19 protein-coding genes and 1 riboswitch are annotated in these 17,480 nt (G+C 46.9%); of the genes, 10 read left to right on the plus strand and 9 right to left on the minus strand.

Annotated elements, in window-relative coordinates; translation table 11 throughout:
- Positions 1 to 41: 41 nt before the first annotated feature.
- Positions 42 to 422 carry a DUF423 domain-containing protein gene (locus tag QWT69_RS02105; protein WP_317968507.1) on the plus strand — a complete coding sequence of 127 codons (381 nt, stop codon included), beginning with the start codon at positions 42 to 44 and terminating at the stop codon, positions 420 to 422.
- An 841-nt stretch (positions 423 to 1,263) separates the two neighbouring features.
- On the opposite strand, the gene gerQ is transcribed toward QWT69_RS02105, so the two are convergent.
- Positions 1,264 to 1,614, minus strand: coding sequence for a spore coat protein GerQ (gerQ, locus tag QWT69_RS02110; protein ID WP_317968509.1), 351 nt, complete (start codon positions 1,612 to 1,614; stop codon positions 1,264 to 1,266).
- A 514-nt stretch (positions 1,615 to 2,128) separates the two neighbouring features.
- On the opposite strand from gerQ, the gene QWT69_RS02115 reads away from it, so the two are divergent.
- Complete coding sequence (locus QWT69_RS02115; protein ID WP_317968511.1) at positions 2,129 to 2,980, plus strand: aminopeptidase; 852 nt, start codon at positions 2,129 to 2,131, stop codon at positions 2,978 to 2,980.
- A gap of 1 nt (position 2,981) precedes the next feature.
- Here QWT69_RS02115 and QWT69_RS02120 read toward each other — a convergent pair whose 3' ends face one another.
- Both QWT69_RS02120 and hemQ read right to left on the minus strand, forming a co-directional pair.
- Entirely contained in the window at positions 2,982 to 3,338 is a 357-nt protein-coding gene (locus tag QWT69_RS02120; RefSeq protein WP_317968513.1) for a hypothetical protein, read from the minus strand.
- A gap of 35 nt (positions 3,339 to 3,373) precedes the next feature.
- Positions 3,374 to 4,123 (minus strand): hydrogen peroxide-dependent heme synthase, encoded by a 750-nt coding sequence (gene hemQ, locus QWT69_RS02125; RefSeq protein ID WP_317968515.1) that lies wholly within the window; start codon positions 4,121 to 4,123, stop codon positions 3,374 to 3,376.
- 222 nt (positions 4,124 to 4,345) lie between these two features.
- On the opposite strand from hemQ, the gene lipL reads away from it, so the two are divergent.
- Positions 4,346 to 5,179, plus strand: a complete 834-nt coding sequence (gene lipL / locus QWT69_RS02130) for an octanoyl-[GcvH]:protein N-octanoyltransferase (RefSeq protein ID WP_317968517.1) — start codon at positions 4,346 to 4,348, stop codon at positions 5,177 to 5,179.
- Positions 5,180 to 5,199: 20 nt separating this feature from the next.
- Here the strand turns inward: lipL and QWT69_RS02135 are convergent, their stop codons facing one another.
- A complete protein-coding gene (locus QWT69_RS02135; protein WP_317968519.1) occupies positions 5,200 to 5,835 on the minus strand; it encodes an RsfA family transcriptional regulator in 636 nt (211 codons plus the stop codon).
- A 356-nt stretch (positions 5,836 to 6,191) separates the two neighbouring features.
- Here QWT69_RS02135 and QWT69_RS02140 point away from each other — a divergent pair, with 356 nt between their 5' ends.
- Complete coding sequence (locus tag QWT69_RS02140) at positions 6,192 to 7,490, plus strand: HD domain-containing protein (RefSeq protein WP_317968521.1); 1,299 nt, start codon at positions 6,192 to 6,194, stop codon at positions 7,488 to 7,490.
- A gap of 15 nt (positions 7,491 to 7,505) precedes the next feature.
- Complete coding sequence (locus tag QWT69_RS02145) at positions 7,506 to 8,012, plus strand: YwgA family protein (RefSeq protein WP_317968523.1); 507 nt, start codon at positions 7,506 to 7,508, stop codon at positions 8,010 to 8,012.
- On the opposite strand, the gene QWT69_RS02150 is transcribed toward QWT69_RS02145, so the two are convergent.
- Positions 7,943 to 8,392, minus strand: a complete 450-nt coding sequence (locus tag QWT69_RS02150) for a hypothetical protein (RefSeq protein ID WP_317968525.1) — start codon at positions 8,390 to 8,392, stop codon at positions 7,943 to 7,945. The two genes, QWT69_RS02145 and QWT69_RS02150, sit on opposite strands and share 70 nt — an antisense overlap.
- A 735-nt stretch (positions 8,393 to 9,127) precedes the next feature.
- Complete coding sequence (gene thmT, locus QWT69_RS02155) at positions 9,128 to 9,316, minus strand: 2-hydroxymuconate tautomerase (RefSeq protein WP_191694375.1); 189 nt, start codon at positions 9,314 to 9,316, stop codon at positions 9,128 to 9,130.
- 68 nt (positions 9,317 to 9,384) lie between these two features.
- On the opposite strand from thmT, the gene QWT69_RS02160 reads away from it, so the two are divergent.
- Positions 9,385 to 9,915: a YwhD family protein gene (locus QWT69_RS02160; protein ID WP_317968528.1), complete on the plus strand. Its 531-nt coding sequence runs from the start codon at positions 9,385 to 9,387 to the stop codon at positions 9,913 to 9,915.
- Positions 9,916 to 10,179: 264 nt separating this feature from the next.
- Here the strand turns inward: QWT69_RS02160 and QWT69_RS02165 are convergent, their stop codons facing one another.
- Positions 10,180 to 12,234, minus strand: a complete 2,055-nt coding sequence (locus tag QWT69_RS02165) for a transglycosylase domain-containing protein (RefSeq protein WP_317968530.1) — start codon at positions 12,232 to 12,234, stop codon at positions 10,180 to 10,182.
- A 169-nt stretch (positions 12,235 to 12,403) separates the two neighbouring features.
- Here QWT69_RS02165 and QWT69_RS02170 point away from each other — a divergent pair, with 169 nt between their 5' ends.
- Together QWT69_RS02170 and argS are read left to right on the plus strand one after the other, a co-directional pair.
- Positions 12,404 to 12,829 carry a YwiB family protein gene (locus QWT69_RS02170; protein WP_317968532.1) on the plus strand — a complete coding sequence of 142 codons (426 nt, stop codon included), beginning with the start codon at positions 12,404 to 12,406 and terminating at the stop codon, positions 12,827 to 12,829.
- Complete coding sequence (gene argS / locus QWT69_RS02175) at positions 12,826 to 14,493, plus strand: arginine--tRNA ligase (RefSeq protein WP_317968534.1); 1,668 nt, start codon at positions 12,826 to 12,828, stop codon at positions 14,491 to 14,493. The genes QWT69_RS02170 and argS overlap by 4 nt, the downstream gene beginning before the upstream one ends.
- Before the next feature lie 80 nt (positions 14,494 to 14,573).
- Here argS and QWT69_RS02180 read toward each other — a convergent pair whose 3' ends face one another.
- Both QWT69_RS02180 and QWT69_RS02185 read right to left on the minus strand, forming a co-directional pair.
- Positions 14,574 to 14,783: a hypothetical protein gene (locus QWT69_RS02180; protein ID WP_317968536.1), complete on the minus strand. Its 210-nt coding sequence runs from the start codon at positions 14,781 to 14,783 to the stop codon at positions 14,574 to 14,576.
- Between the two features lie 60 nt (positions 14,784 to 14,843).
- Positions 14,844 to 15,140, minus strand: a complete 297-nt coding sequence (locus QWT69_RS02185) for a hypothetical protein (protein ID WP_317968538.1) — start codon at positions 15,138 to 15,140, stop codon at positions 14,844 to 14,846.
- 64 nt (positions 15,141 to 15,204) lie between these two features.
- Positions 15,205 to 15,395: riboswitch (cobalamin riboswitch) on the plus strand.
- A 124-nt stretch (positions 15,396 to 15,519) separates the two neighbouring features.
- Here QWT69_RS02185 and QWT69_RS02190 point away from each other — a divergent pair.
- Together QWT69_RS02190 and QWT69_RS02195 are read left to right on the plus strand one after the other, a co-directional pair.
- Positions 15,520 to 16,494: an ABC transporter substrate-binding protein gene (locus QWT69_RS02190; protein ID WP_317968540.1), complete on the plus strand. Its 975-nt coding sequence runs from the start codon at positions 15,520 to 15,522 to the stop codon at positions 16,492 to 16,494.
- Positions 16,487 to 17,479, plus strand: coding sequence for a FecCD family ABC transporter permease (locus QWT69_RS02195; RefSeq protein ID WP_317968542.1), 993 nt, complete (start codon positions 16,487 to 16,489; stop codon positions 17,477 to 17,479). Before QWT69_RS02190 ends, QWT69_RS02195 begins: the two co-directional genes overlap by 8 nt.
- The last annotated feature ends 1 nt before the right edge of the window (position 17,480 follow it).

Raw genomic sequence — 17,480 nt, forward strand, 5'->3', positions numbered from 1 at the left:
TATAAGAATAAGGTATTTATATCGAGAAAGAAGGAAAGTACATGCCATTTTTCATTATCGCAGGTGCGGTCAACGCTGCCATCGCCGTTGCATTCGGTGCATTTGGCGCGCATGCGTTGAAAGACCGCCTGTCCGAACATTATCTCGCCATCTGGGAAACAGCTGTCCAATATCAAATGTTCCACGCAATTGCACTTCTTGCAGTCGGGATCCTCATGAGCTCATCGCTCCTCGGACCTTCGACGCAACTTAGCTGGGCAGGCTATTTAATCCTTGCCGGAATCATCATTTTCTCGGGTAGTTTGTATGTGCTGAGCCTCTCAGGCATCGGCGTGTTAGGGGCCATTACCCCGATTGGCGGTGTTGCTTTCATCGTCGGTTGGATTATGTTGATTATTGCAGCTGTTAAATTTGGGAAATAGTTGAATGTGGAGCTGATTTGGAGAGAGCGTTTCTCCGATTCGGCTTTTTTTTTTGGCTTAGTAGCGATAAAACCAAGATTAATTGGTCAAAAGCATTCTGCGCGATTTTGAGAGAGGTAGACATAGATAGCGCCGCGCCCGTATTTGTCGGATGTGCGCTCGTAAACCTGAGTTGCGCGCTCGTAAAAAGATTTGCTCGCCCGTAAAAGTTGTTGCTGCGCCCGTAAATGGAGGTAGCGCGCTCGTAAAAACAATTTCGCGCCCGTATAAGCTCTCCGTGCGCTCATAAAACTTAGTGGTTATGGCAAAAATGGGCGGATTGCACTCGATGTTGAGCGGTTTTTTGCAAACATGAGCGGATTGCACTCGATGTTGAGCGGTTTTTTGCAAACATGAGCGGATTGTAGACGATGTTGAGCGGATATTGTACTCACCATTACAATAAAGGACAAAAAGCTGATTGGTCTTTATTTTTGCCGCGGGAAGCCTCCTTTCGTTATCGTTAATCCGTCGCGCAGAATGCTTTTGACAAATAAATCTCGGTTTTGCACTTTGAATTGGGCGCGACTGGCCAGATGTTGAGCGGGTTTCTGGAAACTTGAGTAGTTTTCCCCCGATGTTGAGCGGATTTCTGCAAACATGAGCGGATAGTACTCGATGTTGAGCGGTTTTCCGCAAACATGAGCGGATTGTACACGATGTTGAGCGGTTTTTCCACAAACATGAGCGGATTACTAAATCCCGAAGTTGATTGAAGCAGTAGCTACATGATTTGAAAACGATAGTTTGTTCAACCAAAAAAATCTTCCATTGCCCAATTGAGCGATGGAAGATTTATTGGTTATGTCTGTTGATTGAAATAATTCAACTCTTCATCGAAAACGGCATAATCGAAGTAGATCATTGGCATGAGGTAGCGCCGGCCGGTTTGGAATTCACTGATGATAACGTGGTCGCGTCCGGCTGCTTCAACCATTCCACGAATGCTTAATGTGTTTTTGCCTGCTTCAATTGCACTTTCAAAAGAGAAATTGAATGTCCCGATTTTTCCTCTGTTCAAACGTAAAATATTTTCAATATACGATTCTTCGCGAAATGGAGGTCTGCCTCCGTTTAAGTACGTCGTGGCCGGTGGCGTGGTAGGTTGTTGCTGTTGTTGCTGATATCCTGGATACCAATAATACTGATTCATTTTTTCATCCTTTCCAATTTAAAGTCGTCAATCCAGTGGTCAAACTTGTGGGCAGTCTTATGGTGTCGGGGAGAAGAAGCAAAGCACCTTGTATCTTCCGGTGTCGGGCTGATTGTGCAAATGGTCAGGACATTCACCACTCGTTCAAAAACCACGAGGCGGGATGAAATCAGCCTATTCGTCCAGCCGATTTCTGGTTCATATCTCACACACGCTGGTAGAAATGGCTTGTCATCGTCGCTTCAAAATTTCCTGGACTCTGAAATTTCATTTCTAGCAGATTGCGGAGTTTCTTGAAATCCAGATAATCGCTACGCACTCGGTTGACCCCGAAGACCATAGGCACCCCAATCGTCCATCTCCTTCTGACCTGATCAATCTAGCAAGCTGATCAACTTCTTTGTCGGCGGCCTGAATGACTGCCACAGCCTAACCCCCTCGATTCCACGATATGCTCCAGGTTCTATGAAAATGACAGCCGAATGTCTATACTAAATGGAAGGAGGGGAAAAGCATGAAAATTGCGAATGAAATTCCGAGCTTCTTAGAACGATTTGATTCCCAAAAGCAACTGACTGTGAAGACACTTATTGACTATTTTGAAGAACATGCAGCGGTATATGAAAACTATTTCCCTATGCATTGCCCGAAAACGGATGAGCGTCTACAAATGGCGGTTGACCAATACGACGGAAAAATCCAAGACATACAAACCATTTCACGTACATTGCCAGCCATTGTGGAGCAGATGGATACACGTTTCCAGCAAGCATTCAAGCTAAACTTGGATTGTAGCTATGTATTGATGGTTGGATCATTCGGTTCTAATGCCTTTGTTACAAGAGACGATCGGCGTAAAAACTTTTTTGCTGTGGAAAAACTATCTCCGAAGCCTGAACATTTAAAAGTGATCACAGCACATGAAATTGGTCATGTTACCCATTTCGCATTAGCTTCTCAGGAAGGAATGGACTGGTCTACAGTTGACTGGATGCACGGATTGACAACTCTTTATACAGAAGGAGCTGCCACGTATTTATCAAAGAAAATTGTCCCTGGTCTCCCCGAATCCATCTATTTCACATACGACGATTTGGGCGATCCATGGGTAAAGTGTTATGAAGAACATAAATCCGAAGTGAAGCGGCGATTCCTTGAAGATGCAACTGGGGAGTGGGATATGGTGAAGGAAAAGGAATGGTTCAGACTGCGCGGCGGCCACTATTTTGGATATGAACGGCTAGGCTATTTGCTCGGTACGGATTATGTCGAACATCTGGTGGGAACACTTGGCGAAGAACAGGCATTGACATTCTGGCATGGAAATGATGTGAAAAAGGATATTCTAGCGTGGCTTGAGCATTAAGTCAGAAGTGAAATCCAGGCGTATCCAGCGTATCACCGCTGATAGACGACTTATCACCGGTTTTCGGTAGTTTATCACCGCTTGTCGGCGAATTATTACCGCTTATCAGCCGTTTATGACCGCTTATCGTCGAGTTATCAACGCTTGTCAGCCGGTTATGACCGCTTGTCGTCCGTTTATCACCGCTTATCAGCTGGTTATCACCACCTATCGTCGAGTTATCACCGTTTGTCAGCCGTTTATGACCGCTTGTCGGCAAGTTATCACCGTTTGTCCATATATATCCAGATGAAACAATAATCCATCTTGTAAAAACACAACTACCCATCCGACTTCCAACCATTTGGCGGCCAATCAAAAAAGGAGCCCTTTAAAGGCTCCCATGCACGAAAATTAAATCGTGAAAAATGACTTACTTTTCTCTGTATCAAGCAACGTTCCAACGAAGAATGAGCCGAATACGCCGTAGCGCGCACTCACTTCGTCAAAACGCATTTCATAAATCAATTTCTTGAATTGCAAAACGTCATCCGAGAACAATGTGACGCCCCATTCAAAATCGTCGAATCCGACAGAACCTGAGATAATCTGCTTTACTTTGCCTGCATAGCCGCGTCCAATCATGCCATGGCTGCGCATTAACTCTTTACGCTTATCCATATCTAACATGTACCAGTTGTCGTTGCCTTCACGCTTCTTGTCCATCGGGTAGAAACAAATATATTGGTTGCGTGGCAATTCCGGATACAAACGCGCCCGTACATGTGGATTCTGGTACGGATCTTCATTTGACTCGCCTGCAAGGTAATTCGATAGTTCCACAACGGAAACGTACGAATAAGCGGGAATTGTGAAGTCGGCGATTGTCAATTTGTTGAACTCCGTTTCGAGCTCCTGCAATTCGTCCATCGTTTCGCGTAATGTCATAAGCATGAAATCCGCTTTCTGACCTACGACTGTATAAAACGCATGCGCGCCGGTTTTATTGTCATCTGCTTGTTGAAGTTTATCGAGAAAAGCCATGAATTCGTCAGTTGCTGCCTGACGCTCCTCTTTTGAAATAATCTTCCATGATGCCCAGTCCATCGTGCGTAAATCGTGCAATACATACCATCCATCGAGTGTAATAGCTGCTTCGTTCATGTGAAATCAAACTCCTTCATAAATGGATTTATTTCTATTAATAGTGTAGCACAACGTTATCTAAAACATGATTTTCAACCATAGAAGTCATCAAATCGCCACGAAGTAAGAGGTTGTGAAGACCGTTAAAACTGGTGTATGCTTAAAGCGGAAAAACGTCCAACCTTACTCGTGAAATGAACAAATCAGACACGAAATGATGAACATTCAGGAGCTAATAAAATGTCCAACTTATATCTGCCAAAATGGCGTTTCATCGACGAATCGATGACCGCTTTACAACGTTCAGCGCTTGAATCATTTGCGATGGACGATACATTATGCCATCTTGTTGGCCAGAAACAATCCGTTCCAACCGTCCGTACATGGGTGCATGATGAAACGATTGTGCTCGGCATCCAGGATCACAGATTGCCTCATATTGAAGAGGCGCTGCCAGTTCTGCATGACGCAGGTTATAAGACAATCGTCCGTAATTCGGGCGGTCTTGCCGTCGTACTTGACAGTGGGGTGCTCAATATTTCAATCGTCCTCTCCGAAAATGAGGGCTCAATCGATATTCCTGAAGGTTATGAAGCCATGCTGTCATTTGTACGCTTACTATTTCCGGAAGCAGCGGACCAGATCGAAGCTTATGAAATTGTTGGTTCCTACTGTCCGGGCACATATGACTTGAGTATAGGCGGGAAAAAGTTTGCCGGCATCTCACAGAGAAGGCTCCGGCAAGGCGTTGCCGTCCAAGTGTATTTGTGCGTGGAAGGAAGCGGTGCGAAACGTGCAGAACTCGTTCGCGATTTATACGAAAAAGGGTTGCAGGGCGAGCAGACGAAATTCGAGTACCCGGCCATCCAACCTGACGTGATGGCGTCCTTATCAGAACTGCTGGACGAACCGGTCACGGTGAATGAAGTCTGTATCCGTATCCAGTTATTGTTGCGCGCGCTTTCCGAAGAAGACGTGCAAATGGGTGGCTTCACGCCTGAAGAGATGGAATTGTATCTGTTCTATTTGAAGCGGGTTGTTGAACGCAATCAGAAAATGCTGGCCCGGAAATGAGACGAAGAAAAACCGCCAGATCAATGGTTGATTGGCGGTTCTTTTGACACGAGATTGCCATTGCGTTCCATCGTGAAGACGGGAGCTGTGCGGTCATTTTCATCATCCAGCGTGACGAGTCGACGTGCACGGTTCATAATTTGGACGAACTGTTCGTAATCGCTGCGGATGTTTTTATTTTCCTGCCGCAGTTTTTCGATTTCTTTTTCCAAGTCGTTCACTTTTTCGTTGGCGATTTTGGCTGTGTGCTTCCAACGAAGCGAGTCTGTATCGCCGCCACCCGAATGATGCAGTCGGATGAGATACGCAATAACCGTATCGAGCGACAAAGCCGAAAGCGGGACAGCCACCTTTTCATCGTGTTCGCCGGTTGAAGGCGGATTGTATAATTGTTGCGTACGTCGTTTGAAATCTGCGCCGAGGACACGCATCGCTTGCTTACGTTCTTTTTTCGCCTCTGCCAGTTCGGTTTCGTAATCGCGTCTCACGACTGCATTCCATCTAAACCCGCAAGCGGCCGCGGTCCTGTTGAGCGCGTCACCTACTTCTTCGAAGGCACTTAGTTGTGTGCTGCCTTCACGGACATGCCGAAGCACCGTTTCCGCTAATAGAATATCATTTTCTTCAAGCCAGGCATCCTGTCTAACTTTCACCATCTCCTTGCCTCCTGCCATGTTAATAGTCTCTTTCTTACAGTCAGTGTGGACAGGTCACTAACCTTTTATTCATCCAAACTGGAACACTTGCCAATAAATTTGTAGTGAGTAGAGGTAGATGGGTGGTTTTTCATCTGTCACTGCGCGTGCTTTTTGATATACTTAAGTCAATTACGTATTGGTGTCAGTGTGTCCGGATTTTGAAGAGAACGTGTTTAATTGACTCTCTTTAAAATCCTAGATATCCGCAGAAGGTTTTATTTACGTTCGGCATGTAGTGGGAAAATGTTCGTCCTACTCTATAGGGTGTTCGTTTTCTTCCAAAAGAAAATATAATGGGTGAATGGAGGTGCATGATGAACTATAAAGATGAGAAACTGTTTGAAGAGAAAGTGTTCAAAGATCCTGTTCACCGATACATCCATGTGCGCGACAAAGTAATTTGGGACGTGATTGGAACGCGGGAATTCCAGCGGTTGCGCCGGATTAAACAGCTGGGGACGACATATCTCGTTTTCCACGGAGCTGAACATACGCGTTTTCAACATTCGCTCGGTGTCTATGAGATTGTCAGACGAATCATTGATGATGGATTCAGTGGGCGCACGGAATGGAATGACGAAGAACGGCTTTTGACGATGTGTGCCGCTTTATTGCATGACCTTGGTCACGGTCCTTTTTCCCACGCATTTGAGAAAGTGTTCACGCTCGATCATGAAGTGTTCACGCAGGCCATCCTGACAGGGGATACTGAAGTGAATGCGGTGCTCAAAAGAGTGTCACCCGACTTCCCGCAAAAGGTGGCGGATGTCATTGGGAAAACGTATCCGGACAAGCTTGTCGTCAGCCTCATCTCGAGCCAAATTGACGCGGACCGGATGGACTATTTGCAGCGGGACGCCTATTATACGGGTGTGTCGTACGGACATTTCGATATGGAGCGGATTTTACGCGTCATGCGGCCTGACGAGGAACAAGTGGTCATTAAGTTTAGCGGCATGCATGCTGTGGAAGATTATATTATGAGCAGGTACCAGATGTATTGGCAAGTGTATTTCCACCCGGTGTCCAGAAGTGCGGAAGTGATTCTTATGAAGATTCTTCATCGCGCGAAAGATTTACATAACAGGGGCTATGCATTCCGTTATGACCCCGTGCCGTTCAAAGCTTTTTTTGACCGGAAGATAGAGCTGGAAGATTATATTTCTTTGGATGAAAACGTATTGATGACGTATTTCCAATGGTGGCGGAAAGAGGATGACCCGATTTTATCGGACTTGTGTAATCGATTCCTTGACCGCAAGTTGTTTCAACATGCGGAGTTCGAACCAGCGACGGAATACCGGAAAATCGGTGAACTCGAGCGCTTATTTAAAGAAGCGGGCATTGACCCCGAGTATTATCTCGTTGCGGATTCGTCTTCCGATCTGCCATATGACTTTTACCGGACAGGTGAAGAAAACGAGCGCGTGCCGATTTATCTGCAGATGAATAACGGTGAATTGCGCGAGCTGTCCCGTTCATCTGAAATCGTTGAGGCAATTTCAGGCAAACGCCGTACGGACCATAAACTCTATTTCCCGGAAGACTTACTGGAATCAGGAAAAGACGAGAATCCGCTATATGGAAAAATTCTGGAACTATTGAAAAACTAGAAAGGGGTGGAAGACTTGCTACAAGAACATGCTAGAATTGTGCAATTCGTCGCTATGGCAGAAGAAGTGAGCGGACGGAAGAAATTGCAGAAGATGATCTATATCGCAAAAAAGATGGACTTTCCATTTGCTGAAAAATACGAACTTCATATGTACGGTCCCTATTCGGAGGAATTGACACTCCGCGTGGAAGAATTATGTGAAATGGGCTTCCTCTCCGAACAATGCACGGATAAAGGATCATACGTCCAATACAGCTACAACGTCACGGAAGAAGGTGGCCGATTCCTAGAAACTGCAGAAACGCCCCATGAAAAACTGGGCGCATGCATCGAACAACTAAACGAAAAGAGCTCCCGTTTCCTTGAACTCGTCTCAACAGTCCTCTACTTCGACCATCTACCAAAAGACGAGCAGATCGAAAAAGTCCATATCGTCAAAAACAAACTCAATTACACCGAAACCGAAATGGCAGACGCCTTCGACTTCATCGCAAATTTGCAAGCGTGCGCGGTTTCATGACATTTTTCAGCCCTTTTACTTGAAGGGCTATTTTTTTTGAATCGCGACGGTAGTGTGATGACGGTATAGAGCTTGCCGCGTTCGCCGCTCGTAAACAGCGTTGCTGCGCCCGTAAAAGTAGGTGTCGCGCCCGTAAACAGCGTTGCTGCGCCCATAAAAGTAGGTGTCGCGCCCGTAAACAGCGTTGCTGCGCCCGTAAAAGTAGGCGTCGCGCCCGTAAACAGCGTTGCTGCGCCCGTAAAAGTAGGTGTCGCGCCCGTAAACAGCGTTGCTGCGCCTGTAAAAGTAGGCGTCGCGCCCGTAAACAGCGTTGCTGCGCCCGTAAAAGTCGTGCCCGGGCAATCAGATAATACGCTCAAATGACCAAAGCGTACGCACAAAACACTATTTCCGTTGCCTGTAAAATGTATGTCATGCATGCGCACGTTTCAGTACTAGTCGCGCCCAATCCAAAGAGCAAAACCAAGATTTATTTGTCAAAAGCATTCTGCGCGACGGATTAACGATAACGAAGGGAGGCTTCCCGCGGAAAAAACAAAGACCAATCAGCTTTTTGTGCTTTATTGTAACGGCGAGTACAATAACCGCTCAACCTCTCGTTAGAACTGCTCAAGTTTTCGGATAACCGCTCAACCTCGAGCCAAAACCGCTCAAGTTTCCAGATAACCGCTCAACCTCAGGCAAAAACCGCTCAAGTTCCGGGAAATCCGCTCAACCTCAGGCAAAAACCGCTCAACCTTGAGCCAGTCGCTCCCAATCCAAAGAACAAAACCAAGATTTATTTGTCAAAAGCATTCTGCGCGACGGATTAACGATAACGAAGGGGGGCTTCCCGCGGAAAAAATAAAGACCAATCAGCTTTTTGTCCTTTATTGTAACGGCGAGTACAATATCCGCTCAACCTCAGGCGAAAACCGCTCAAGTTTGCGGAAAACCGCTCAACCTCAGGCGAAAACCGCTCAAGTTTCCGGAAAACCGCTCAACATCGGGCCAAAACCGCTCAAGTTTCCAGAAAATCCGCTCAACCTCGGCCCAAAACCGCTCAAGTTTCCAGAAATCCGCTCAACCTCCAACAAAAAAACGATGCAAGGAACGGCTCCCTCACATCGTTTATATCATTCTACGTCACTCAATCGTTTTCCGCCCATCGCATAGTGGCTTTTCGGCATTTCTTCGATGAACACGACTACTTTTTCAACGGGTGCGCCGGTTGTTTCGGCAACGACCTCAGAAACTTTTTCACAAAGGTTGCGTTTTTGTTCATCTGTGCGGCCTTCGAGCATTTTAACGGTTACATATGGCATACCATTTCCCCCTTTCGCGTAAAGTTCGGTATAGTATATATATTAACAGAGTGGGAGGCGTTAGTGGAATGTCAAACGAACAGAAACCTAAACAGAAAATGGGCTTTACTATTATAAAGAACGATCCGACCGATGGACATAAAGGATTCGGCATCGGTTCGCTGTCACTTGAGAACGTTTCGCCGGTTATCGTCGACACGGCAGAAGGGACAGCGAGCATCGAAATCGGCGCCATGCATGCCCGCAGCGATACCGAGCGGGGCATCAAGTTCACAACGAACCGTGAAGATTCCGAAGGCGGCAAGCTCTACTGGCTCGTCTGGGTGACAATCGATTTCAATGAAAAAGGACCCTATTATGCGGGCATAACGGCTTGTGAAATGATCGTCAACCGTGAGAAACGCCGTGGATACAAGATTCTTGCAGACCACGTCAATCTGATGGACAAATCGATGAAGCGCAATATTATCGTCGATCACATGGATGATCCATCCAAAAAGATACTCGCAGAGTTCCTTTCCGGTCATAATAAAGAAATGTGGGATAATAGCGAGCCGAAACTCCATATTGGCCTCAGTCCGGCCTCACCAGAGTTATGAACAAACTGTGAAATTTGGCTTCTGTAGTAATAGGAGGTTGAATGTCTGTGCGAAAGGAAGTACACTAAAAATACAGCTTGCGTTTGTAAGCTAGGACAACCGGAGTGGAAAGGTTCTGTCGATTGGCAATCCATTCAAAACCCAAGCAATGGATCCCATTGGCTGAGCCATCCATAACGGTAAAAAAGCTTTGCATCTCTGAAGTCATTCAGATGTGCAAAGCTTTTTTGATTGTTGGATACAAACGCGATGGGATGCTTTGTTTTATTCGAAAAATGAAAATGGAAACAGTTCGAAATTGGCATCTTCTTGTTCGCCTGTCAATTGTTCGCGCAAGCTTCGGTCCGTACATAACTTCTGCGGTTTGTCTTTCTCTTTCACATAGATCAGGCGCTGCTTCGGACACTCGTTCACAGCAATACCGCCTGTTTCAATATCGACGATGACACCAGCCACACCAATCGGTGGAACGAACGGTTCAGGTGTCTTGCCGGCGTGAACGGTTTCCATGAAGTCGATCCAGATCTTTTTCGAAGCCGCTTTATCTTCAAGTGACGTCAATTGCTGTCCGATGTCATAGCCTGTCCAAATACCTGCCGTTAGGGAAGGGGTATACCCGATTAAATACTGATCGGAAATCGTCGTACCGGATTTTGCTGCATACGGTCTTCTCTGTTTGGATCGCATCGATAGACCCGTCGCGATAGAGTAGTCGTTGAACACAGGGTCAAACATACCCGTCATTAAATGGGTTAGAACGAAAGCATCCTGCTCCGTAATAGCGTGTTTTGTACTTCTTTTCGGTTGCTCATACACGGTTTTTCCTTCAGCATCTGTGATGGACAGGATGGTCGTCGGTTCGACCTGCAAGCCACCCGACGAAATTCGGTTGTACGCATTCGTCATCTCAAGCAGTGTTACGTCAGATGTACCAAGTGCAACGGCAGGAGATTCTTGGAATGTTACATCGATTCCGAGCCGTTCCGCCATCTTATTAAATTTTTTATAGCCAATATCCTCAAGTGTCTTTACTGCATAAATATTATCGGAAAGTGCAAGCGCTTGGGCAAGGGAGATAGGATGGCCTGCAAATTTCCCGTTAATGTTTTTCGGTTCATACGTTGAGCGACCTTCGTCATACGTAAAAATCGTCTTTTCCGTAGACTTGAATGTTAGCGGATTATAGCCGTCTTCCAGGGCTGCCGCGTAAAGGATAGGTTTTATTGCAGAACCCGGTTGCCGTTTTGCCTGCGTTACGCGGTTGAAAGGGCTCTCTGTATAATTCGACCCACCGACGAGCGATGTGATCGCGCCCGTTTCAGGCTCCATCGATATGAACCCGATTTGCAACTCACTTGCAGGCATCCATTTCTCAATGAATTCTTCAGCCGTTTTCTGATGATGCGGATCGAGCGTCGTCCGAATCGTCCAGCCGCCTTCTGCTGGATAACGGCCTTTCTTCTGGAGCAGTTGTTCCGCTTCCCGCCACACTTCATCAAGGAAATAAGGCGCTGCCCGCTTCATATCCGCCCAGTCTTCCGTCTTCAAAGCTACCGCGATATCTTTCGCACGTGTTTCTTGAACTTCGGTAATAAACCCTTGATTTTCCATCAACGACAGCACTAGCAGCTGTCGCTCCCTCGACTTTTCGGGATTGGAAAGAGGCGAATAGACGGACGGTCCTTTTGCAATCGCTGTTATGACCGCCGCCTCTTCAAGTGTTAGATCCTTCGCCGCTTTCGCGAAATAAAACCGGCTTGCCGCTTCAACACCATACATGCCGTGCCCGAAGTAGACCGTATTCAAATAGCCTTCCAAAATAACATCTTTCTCGTAAAATGTCTCCATCCGATACGCGTACAACGCTTCTTTTATTTTTCGGTTCCAAGACTTTTCATGCGTCAGAAATAAATTCCGGGCATACTGCTGTGTAATGGAACTCGCACCTTCCGCTTTGCGCATCGTCTTAATATCTTTTAGGACTGCGCCAGCGATCCGTCTATAGTCAAATCCATTATGCGTATAAAAATTTCGGTCTTCCGTTGCGATGACCGCGTCAATCAGAAATGGCGAAATGTCATCGAGGCTCACCCAGTAGCGCCGTTCTGCGGAAAATTTATCCCCAATTTGCCGTCCGTTCTTATCGAGAAACACACTCGCTTTCGGAACGCTCAACGAGGGGGCACCTGTAATTTGTGCATAGAGACGAAGGCAGAGAAAAACCGTGAAAACGGCAGTTACCGCCGTTACAGACAGTAAAATGATGCGCCGGACTTGATTCTTTCTCTTCTTTTTCTTTATATAATCGATCCGTTTCAACTGAATTCCCCCCTCATTCCTTGCATTCAGTATGGAACAGCTAGCCGCAAATTAAACGGCCAGGCGGATGAAATTCATCCAATTTCTGCTCATAACCGATAGATGTATGGAATAGTGGACGGAATAAAGATATAATGAATAGTATTTACTGAGTAAGGGCGGTGTTCTTGTGGAATCAACCAAGGACGGAAAACAGGTGGATGTCCTGCTCCGGTCGACAATTAGACATGAAGGACAGGAGGCGGAATCCCACGAATTGGAGTCCGCAGGCGAAATAACGGTTAAAGCAGGAAAGACCTTTTTGCGATTCGAAGAAAATCAGAATGGTCAGCAAGTAAGGACCATCGTAAAGTTGGATGCTGCCGATGCGTTCATTATGCGGAGTGGTGCGGTTCAAATGCGTCTGCCGTTTACACCGGACGAGCTGCGGCCAGGAACGTATGGAAATGGGCCCGCGTCGTTTAATCTGCTTGTGAAGACGGGCAAACTTGAAGTGACGGATGAACGATTTACAGTACATTACGAATTACATGCGGAGGGCGCGTTGCTCGGAAAGCATGAATTGACGATTCACTATACGGAGGGACAATCATGAATGCAGTAGAAAAGATTCAACAGGAAATCAAAGACGCTTTCAAACAGGCGGTACTTGCAGCGGAATTGGCGGAGGAGTCGGCTATTCCGGAAATCATTCTTGAAACACCGAAAAACAAGGAGAATGGGGATTATGCAACGAATATTGCGATGCAACTGACGAAAATCGCGAAAAAGCCGCCGCGGGCAATCGCGGAAGCAATTGTCGAGAAACTGGATACGTCGTCTACGTCCATTAATTCCGTTGAGATTGCAGGACCGGGGTTCCTTAACATCCGGTTGGCGAGCGATTATCTTGGTGACGTCGTGAAAGCAGTGCTTGCACAAGCGGAAAGCTACGGCCGTTCGACATTCGGTGAGCATCAAAAAGTGCAGGTGGAATTCGTTTCAGCGAATCCGACAGGTGACTTGCATTTAGGGCACGCACGTGGTGCTTCGATCGGTGATTCGCTCTGTAATATTCTTGAATTTGCTGGGTTTGACGTGTCGCGTGAATACTATATTAATGACGCTGGCAACCAGGTGAATAACTTGATGGTGTCCGTCGAAGCGCGTTATTTCCAAGCACTCGGACTGGACAAAGAGATGCCGGAAGACGGCTATCAAGGGCCGGATATTATCGATATCGGTAAACAATTAGCGGAAGAATTTGGCGACAAATATGTCCATACGTCTGAAGCGGAACGTCAAGAGTTTTTCAGACAATACGGGCTTGATTATGAATTAGGGAAGTTGAAGAAGGACTTGGAAGATTTCCGCGTACCTTTTGACAATTGGTTTTCGGAAACGTCCCTTTACAAGGATGGCAAAATCAGTGTTGCGCTCGACAAATTGCGTGCGAACGGACATGTGTTTGAAGAAGGCGGAGCAACTTGGTTCCGCTCGACGACATTTGGCGATGATAAAGACCGCGTGTTAATTAAAAATGATGGTTCCTATACGTATTTGATGCCTGATATCGCATACCACGAGGACAAGCTCCGTAGAGGTTTCGATAAGCTCATCAATATTTGGGGCGCAGACCACCATGGTTATATTCCACGTATGAAAGCGGCGATTGAGGCGCTTGGCTATGACCGCGACACGCTTGAAGTGGAAGTTACACAAATGGTGCAGCTGTATAAAGATGGCGAGAAGTTCAAGATGAGTAAGCGTACGGGCAAGGCAGTCACATTGCGCGAACTTGTCGAGGAAGTCGGTTTGGATGCAGTGCGTTACTTCTTCGCGATGCGTTCAGCGGATGCGCAAATGGATTTCGATTTGGATTTGGCGATTTCGAAGTCAAATGAAAACCCTGTGTATTATGCGCAATATGCACACGCACGGATTTCATCCATCTTGCGTTCAGCAGGGGATGCAGATTTGGCAGCGTCCACGGATCATGTAGATCTGTTGCAGACTGAAAAGGAATTATCGTTAATCAAAAAGGTCGGCGATTTCCCACAACTTGTTAGTGACGCAGCTCGTTTGCGTTCTCCGCATCGGATTACGGTGTATATCCAAGAACTTGCTGCGGAATTCCACAGCTTCTATAACGCAGAAAAAGTGCTGGATCCGGATAATCGCGAACTGTCGGAAGCACGTTTGGCACTCATTACAGCCACGCGTACTACAATTGCAAATGCATTGAAGCTCATTGGTGTAGATGCTCCGGAAAAGATGTAAATTAGGTTAATATAGTATGGTATGCCTCTCCGATTGTTGGAGAGGTTTTTTTATTGGTTTGTAGTAGGTGTTTGGTGTTGTTAGATTGTGTGAGAGTTGGATGGTTGTGGGGCCGCACCCGTAAAGTGTTGGTGTGAGCTCGTATTTGTATGTCTCGCGCCCGTAAACTGCTGTACTGCGCTCGTAACCGTACGTCCCGCGCCCGTAAATGTATGTCTCGCGCTCGTAAACGGTTGTCGTGCGCCTGTAACCGTACGTCCCGCGCCCATAAACGAATGTCCCGCGCTCATAAACTGACCGCCCGCGCTCGAATAAACACACGTTCAAAAGAAAAAACCAAGATTTATTTGTCAAAGGCATTTGGCGCGATCTGGGGAGGGGGGCAGATGATGACTTCCCGCGAACCGCTCAACCTCGCTCGGAATCCGCTCAACCTCGACCAATAACCGCTCAACATTGCCCGAAATCCGCTCAACCTCGTCCCAAAACCGCTCAACATCGCCCGGAATCCGCTCAACCTCGGCCGCAAACCGCTCAACCTTGCCCGAAATCCGCTCAACCTCAGCCCCGAACCGCTCAACATTGCATGGAAACCGCTCAACCTCGGTCCAAAACCGCTCAACCTCGCCCCAAAACCGCTCAACCATCAATCAAAACCCCCAACCCTCTCGACAACTGCAAAATCTGTAGTATAATGAAGCCGAAACATAATTACATACCAAACATGAAGGTGCCTCGTCGTAAACGTCGGGGTTAAAAGGGAAGCCAGTTCAATGCCGGCGCGGTCCCGCCACTGTATGTGCAAGCAATCCGAAATTGGCCACTGGGGAAATTCCTGGGAAGGCGCGGGGAGCATCAACCATTGCACGAGCCAGGAGACCTGCCTTCATGAGTCACCCGTACCCTACGTGGATAGGTTTGGTGGAAATCAGCGCGTTTCTATTCGTGCGCCAAGATTTTTACTGAGCTCAATCCTCCGTCAGCACACGGGGGATTTTTATTTGGACAAACAGGAGGAACTACGAGATGAAAAAGCTTTGGCAACTAATGCTCATGGCTGTTCTTGCTACATTCATGCTAGCGGCATGTGGCACGACGGATGAGCCGAAAAAAGACGAAACACCAGCAACGGAAAATACACAAACAGATACGGATGACGTAGTTGAAGCGGCGTTCCCTGTCACCTTGACGGATGCTGTCGGCAATGAAATTACATTTGACGAAGCGCCAAAAACAATCGTATCCATGATGCCTAGTAATACAGAAATCCTATTTGCACTTGGATTGAACGAAGAAATCGTCGGTGTCAACGACTATGACAACTTCCCAGAAGAAGCACTTGAAAAAGAAAAAATCGGCGGCATGGAATTCAACGTTGAGAAAATCGTATCGATGCAACCGGATGTCGTATTCGCACATGAATCCGGCCTTGGATCAGGTGAAGATGGTTACCAGCAAATCCGTGACGCAGGTATCAAAGTATTCGTTGTAACAAACGCATCGAACTTCGATCAAACGTACACAACGATTGAACAAATCGGACAAGCAACAGGCAAAACAGAAGAAGCAGCAACAATCGTCGAAGACATGAAAGCGAAAGTCGCTGAAGTCGTTGAAAAGACGAGCAAAGTTGAAGACAAAAAACGCGTATTCATCGAAACATCCGATGCGCCCGATATTTACGCACCGGGTAAAAACACTTTCATGCAAGAAATTCTTGACATGATCGATGCTGAAAACGTCGTTACCGAAGAAGGTTGGGCTGTCATCAGTCCTGAAGAAATCGTCAGCCAAAATCCTGACGTCATCATTGTCATGTACAGCTACGTGCCGGATATTATCGAAAGCGTGAAAAACCGTGACGGCTTCGGCGACATTACTGCGGTTAAAGAAGACCGTGTCGTACAAGTCGATGAAAACTTGACGAGCCGTACAGGCCCACGTCTTGCACAAGGTCTGGAAGAAGTAGCGAAAGCGATCTATCCAGAGGCTTTTGAATAAGTCGACTCTTGCCTACATCGTGTCCGCCGCCACATTAATTGTGGCGGTATGGCTCGGTGTTTCAATCGGAACCGTCAAAATTCCGATCAGCACATTATGGGATTCAACAGATACGACCGCAACGAATATTCTGTATAAAATCAGGATGCCCCGTGTTATTCTCGCGGGACTCGTCGGTGCGTCACTTGCGATTGCAGGTGCGGCGTTTCAAGGTCTGCTGAAAAACCCGCTCGCTGATCCATACACCCTCGGAGTGTCATCCGGCGCCTCTGTTGGTGCTGTGATGACACTTTTTTTCGGTATTTCCCTTCCGATTGTAGGCACATACACATTACCTGTATTCAGTATGGCAGGCGCTGCATTGACGATGTTCCTCGTCATCGGATTCGCGCGACTCGTCGACCGGTCAATGAAAATGGAGACAATCATTCTGACAGGTATCATCTTCGGTTCATTCCTTGGATCCGTCCTGTCACTCATGATCGCACTCACAGGTGAAGAACTCCGACAAATTATTGGCTGGCTTCTCGGAAGCGTATCGATGCGCGGCTGGAATTACATTCTAATGATCTTGCCATTCGTCATCATCGGTTCTTTCATTCTCTGGTTGAATCGCATGGAACTAAATGCGATGCTATTTGGAGAAGAACGCGCCCATCACCTCGGCGTCAACGTTAGAAGAAGAAAATTCATGATACTCATCGGAGGATCGATTCTTACAGGTTCCGCAGTTGCCGTATCAGGCACAATTGGCTTCGTCGGCCTTGTCGTCCCGCATATGACGCGGCTTATGTGGGGATCAGATCACCGACACCTGCTCACATTGTCATTCATGAATGGCGCATCACTACTCATTATTTGCGACCTGATCGCAAGAACCATCATTTCACCGACGGAACTTCCCGTCGGCGTCATTACCGCGTTTATCGGTGCACCGGTCTTCGCATTTATTTTCTATAGACAAAGAAGGAAAGGGGCCATGTGAC

Source organism: Sporosarcina oncorhynchi (assembly GCF_033304615.1).
Lineage (GTDB): Bacteria > Bacillota > Bacilli > Bacillales_A > Planococcaceae > Sporosarcina > Sporosarcina oncorhynchi.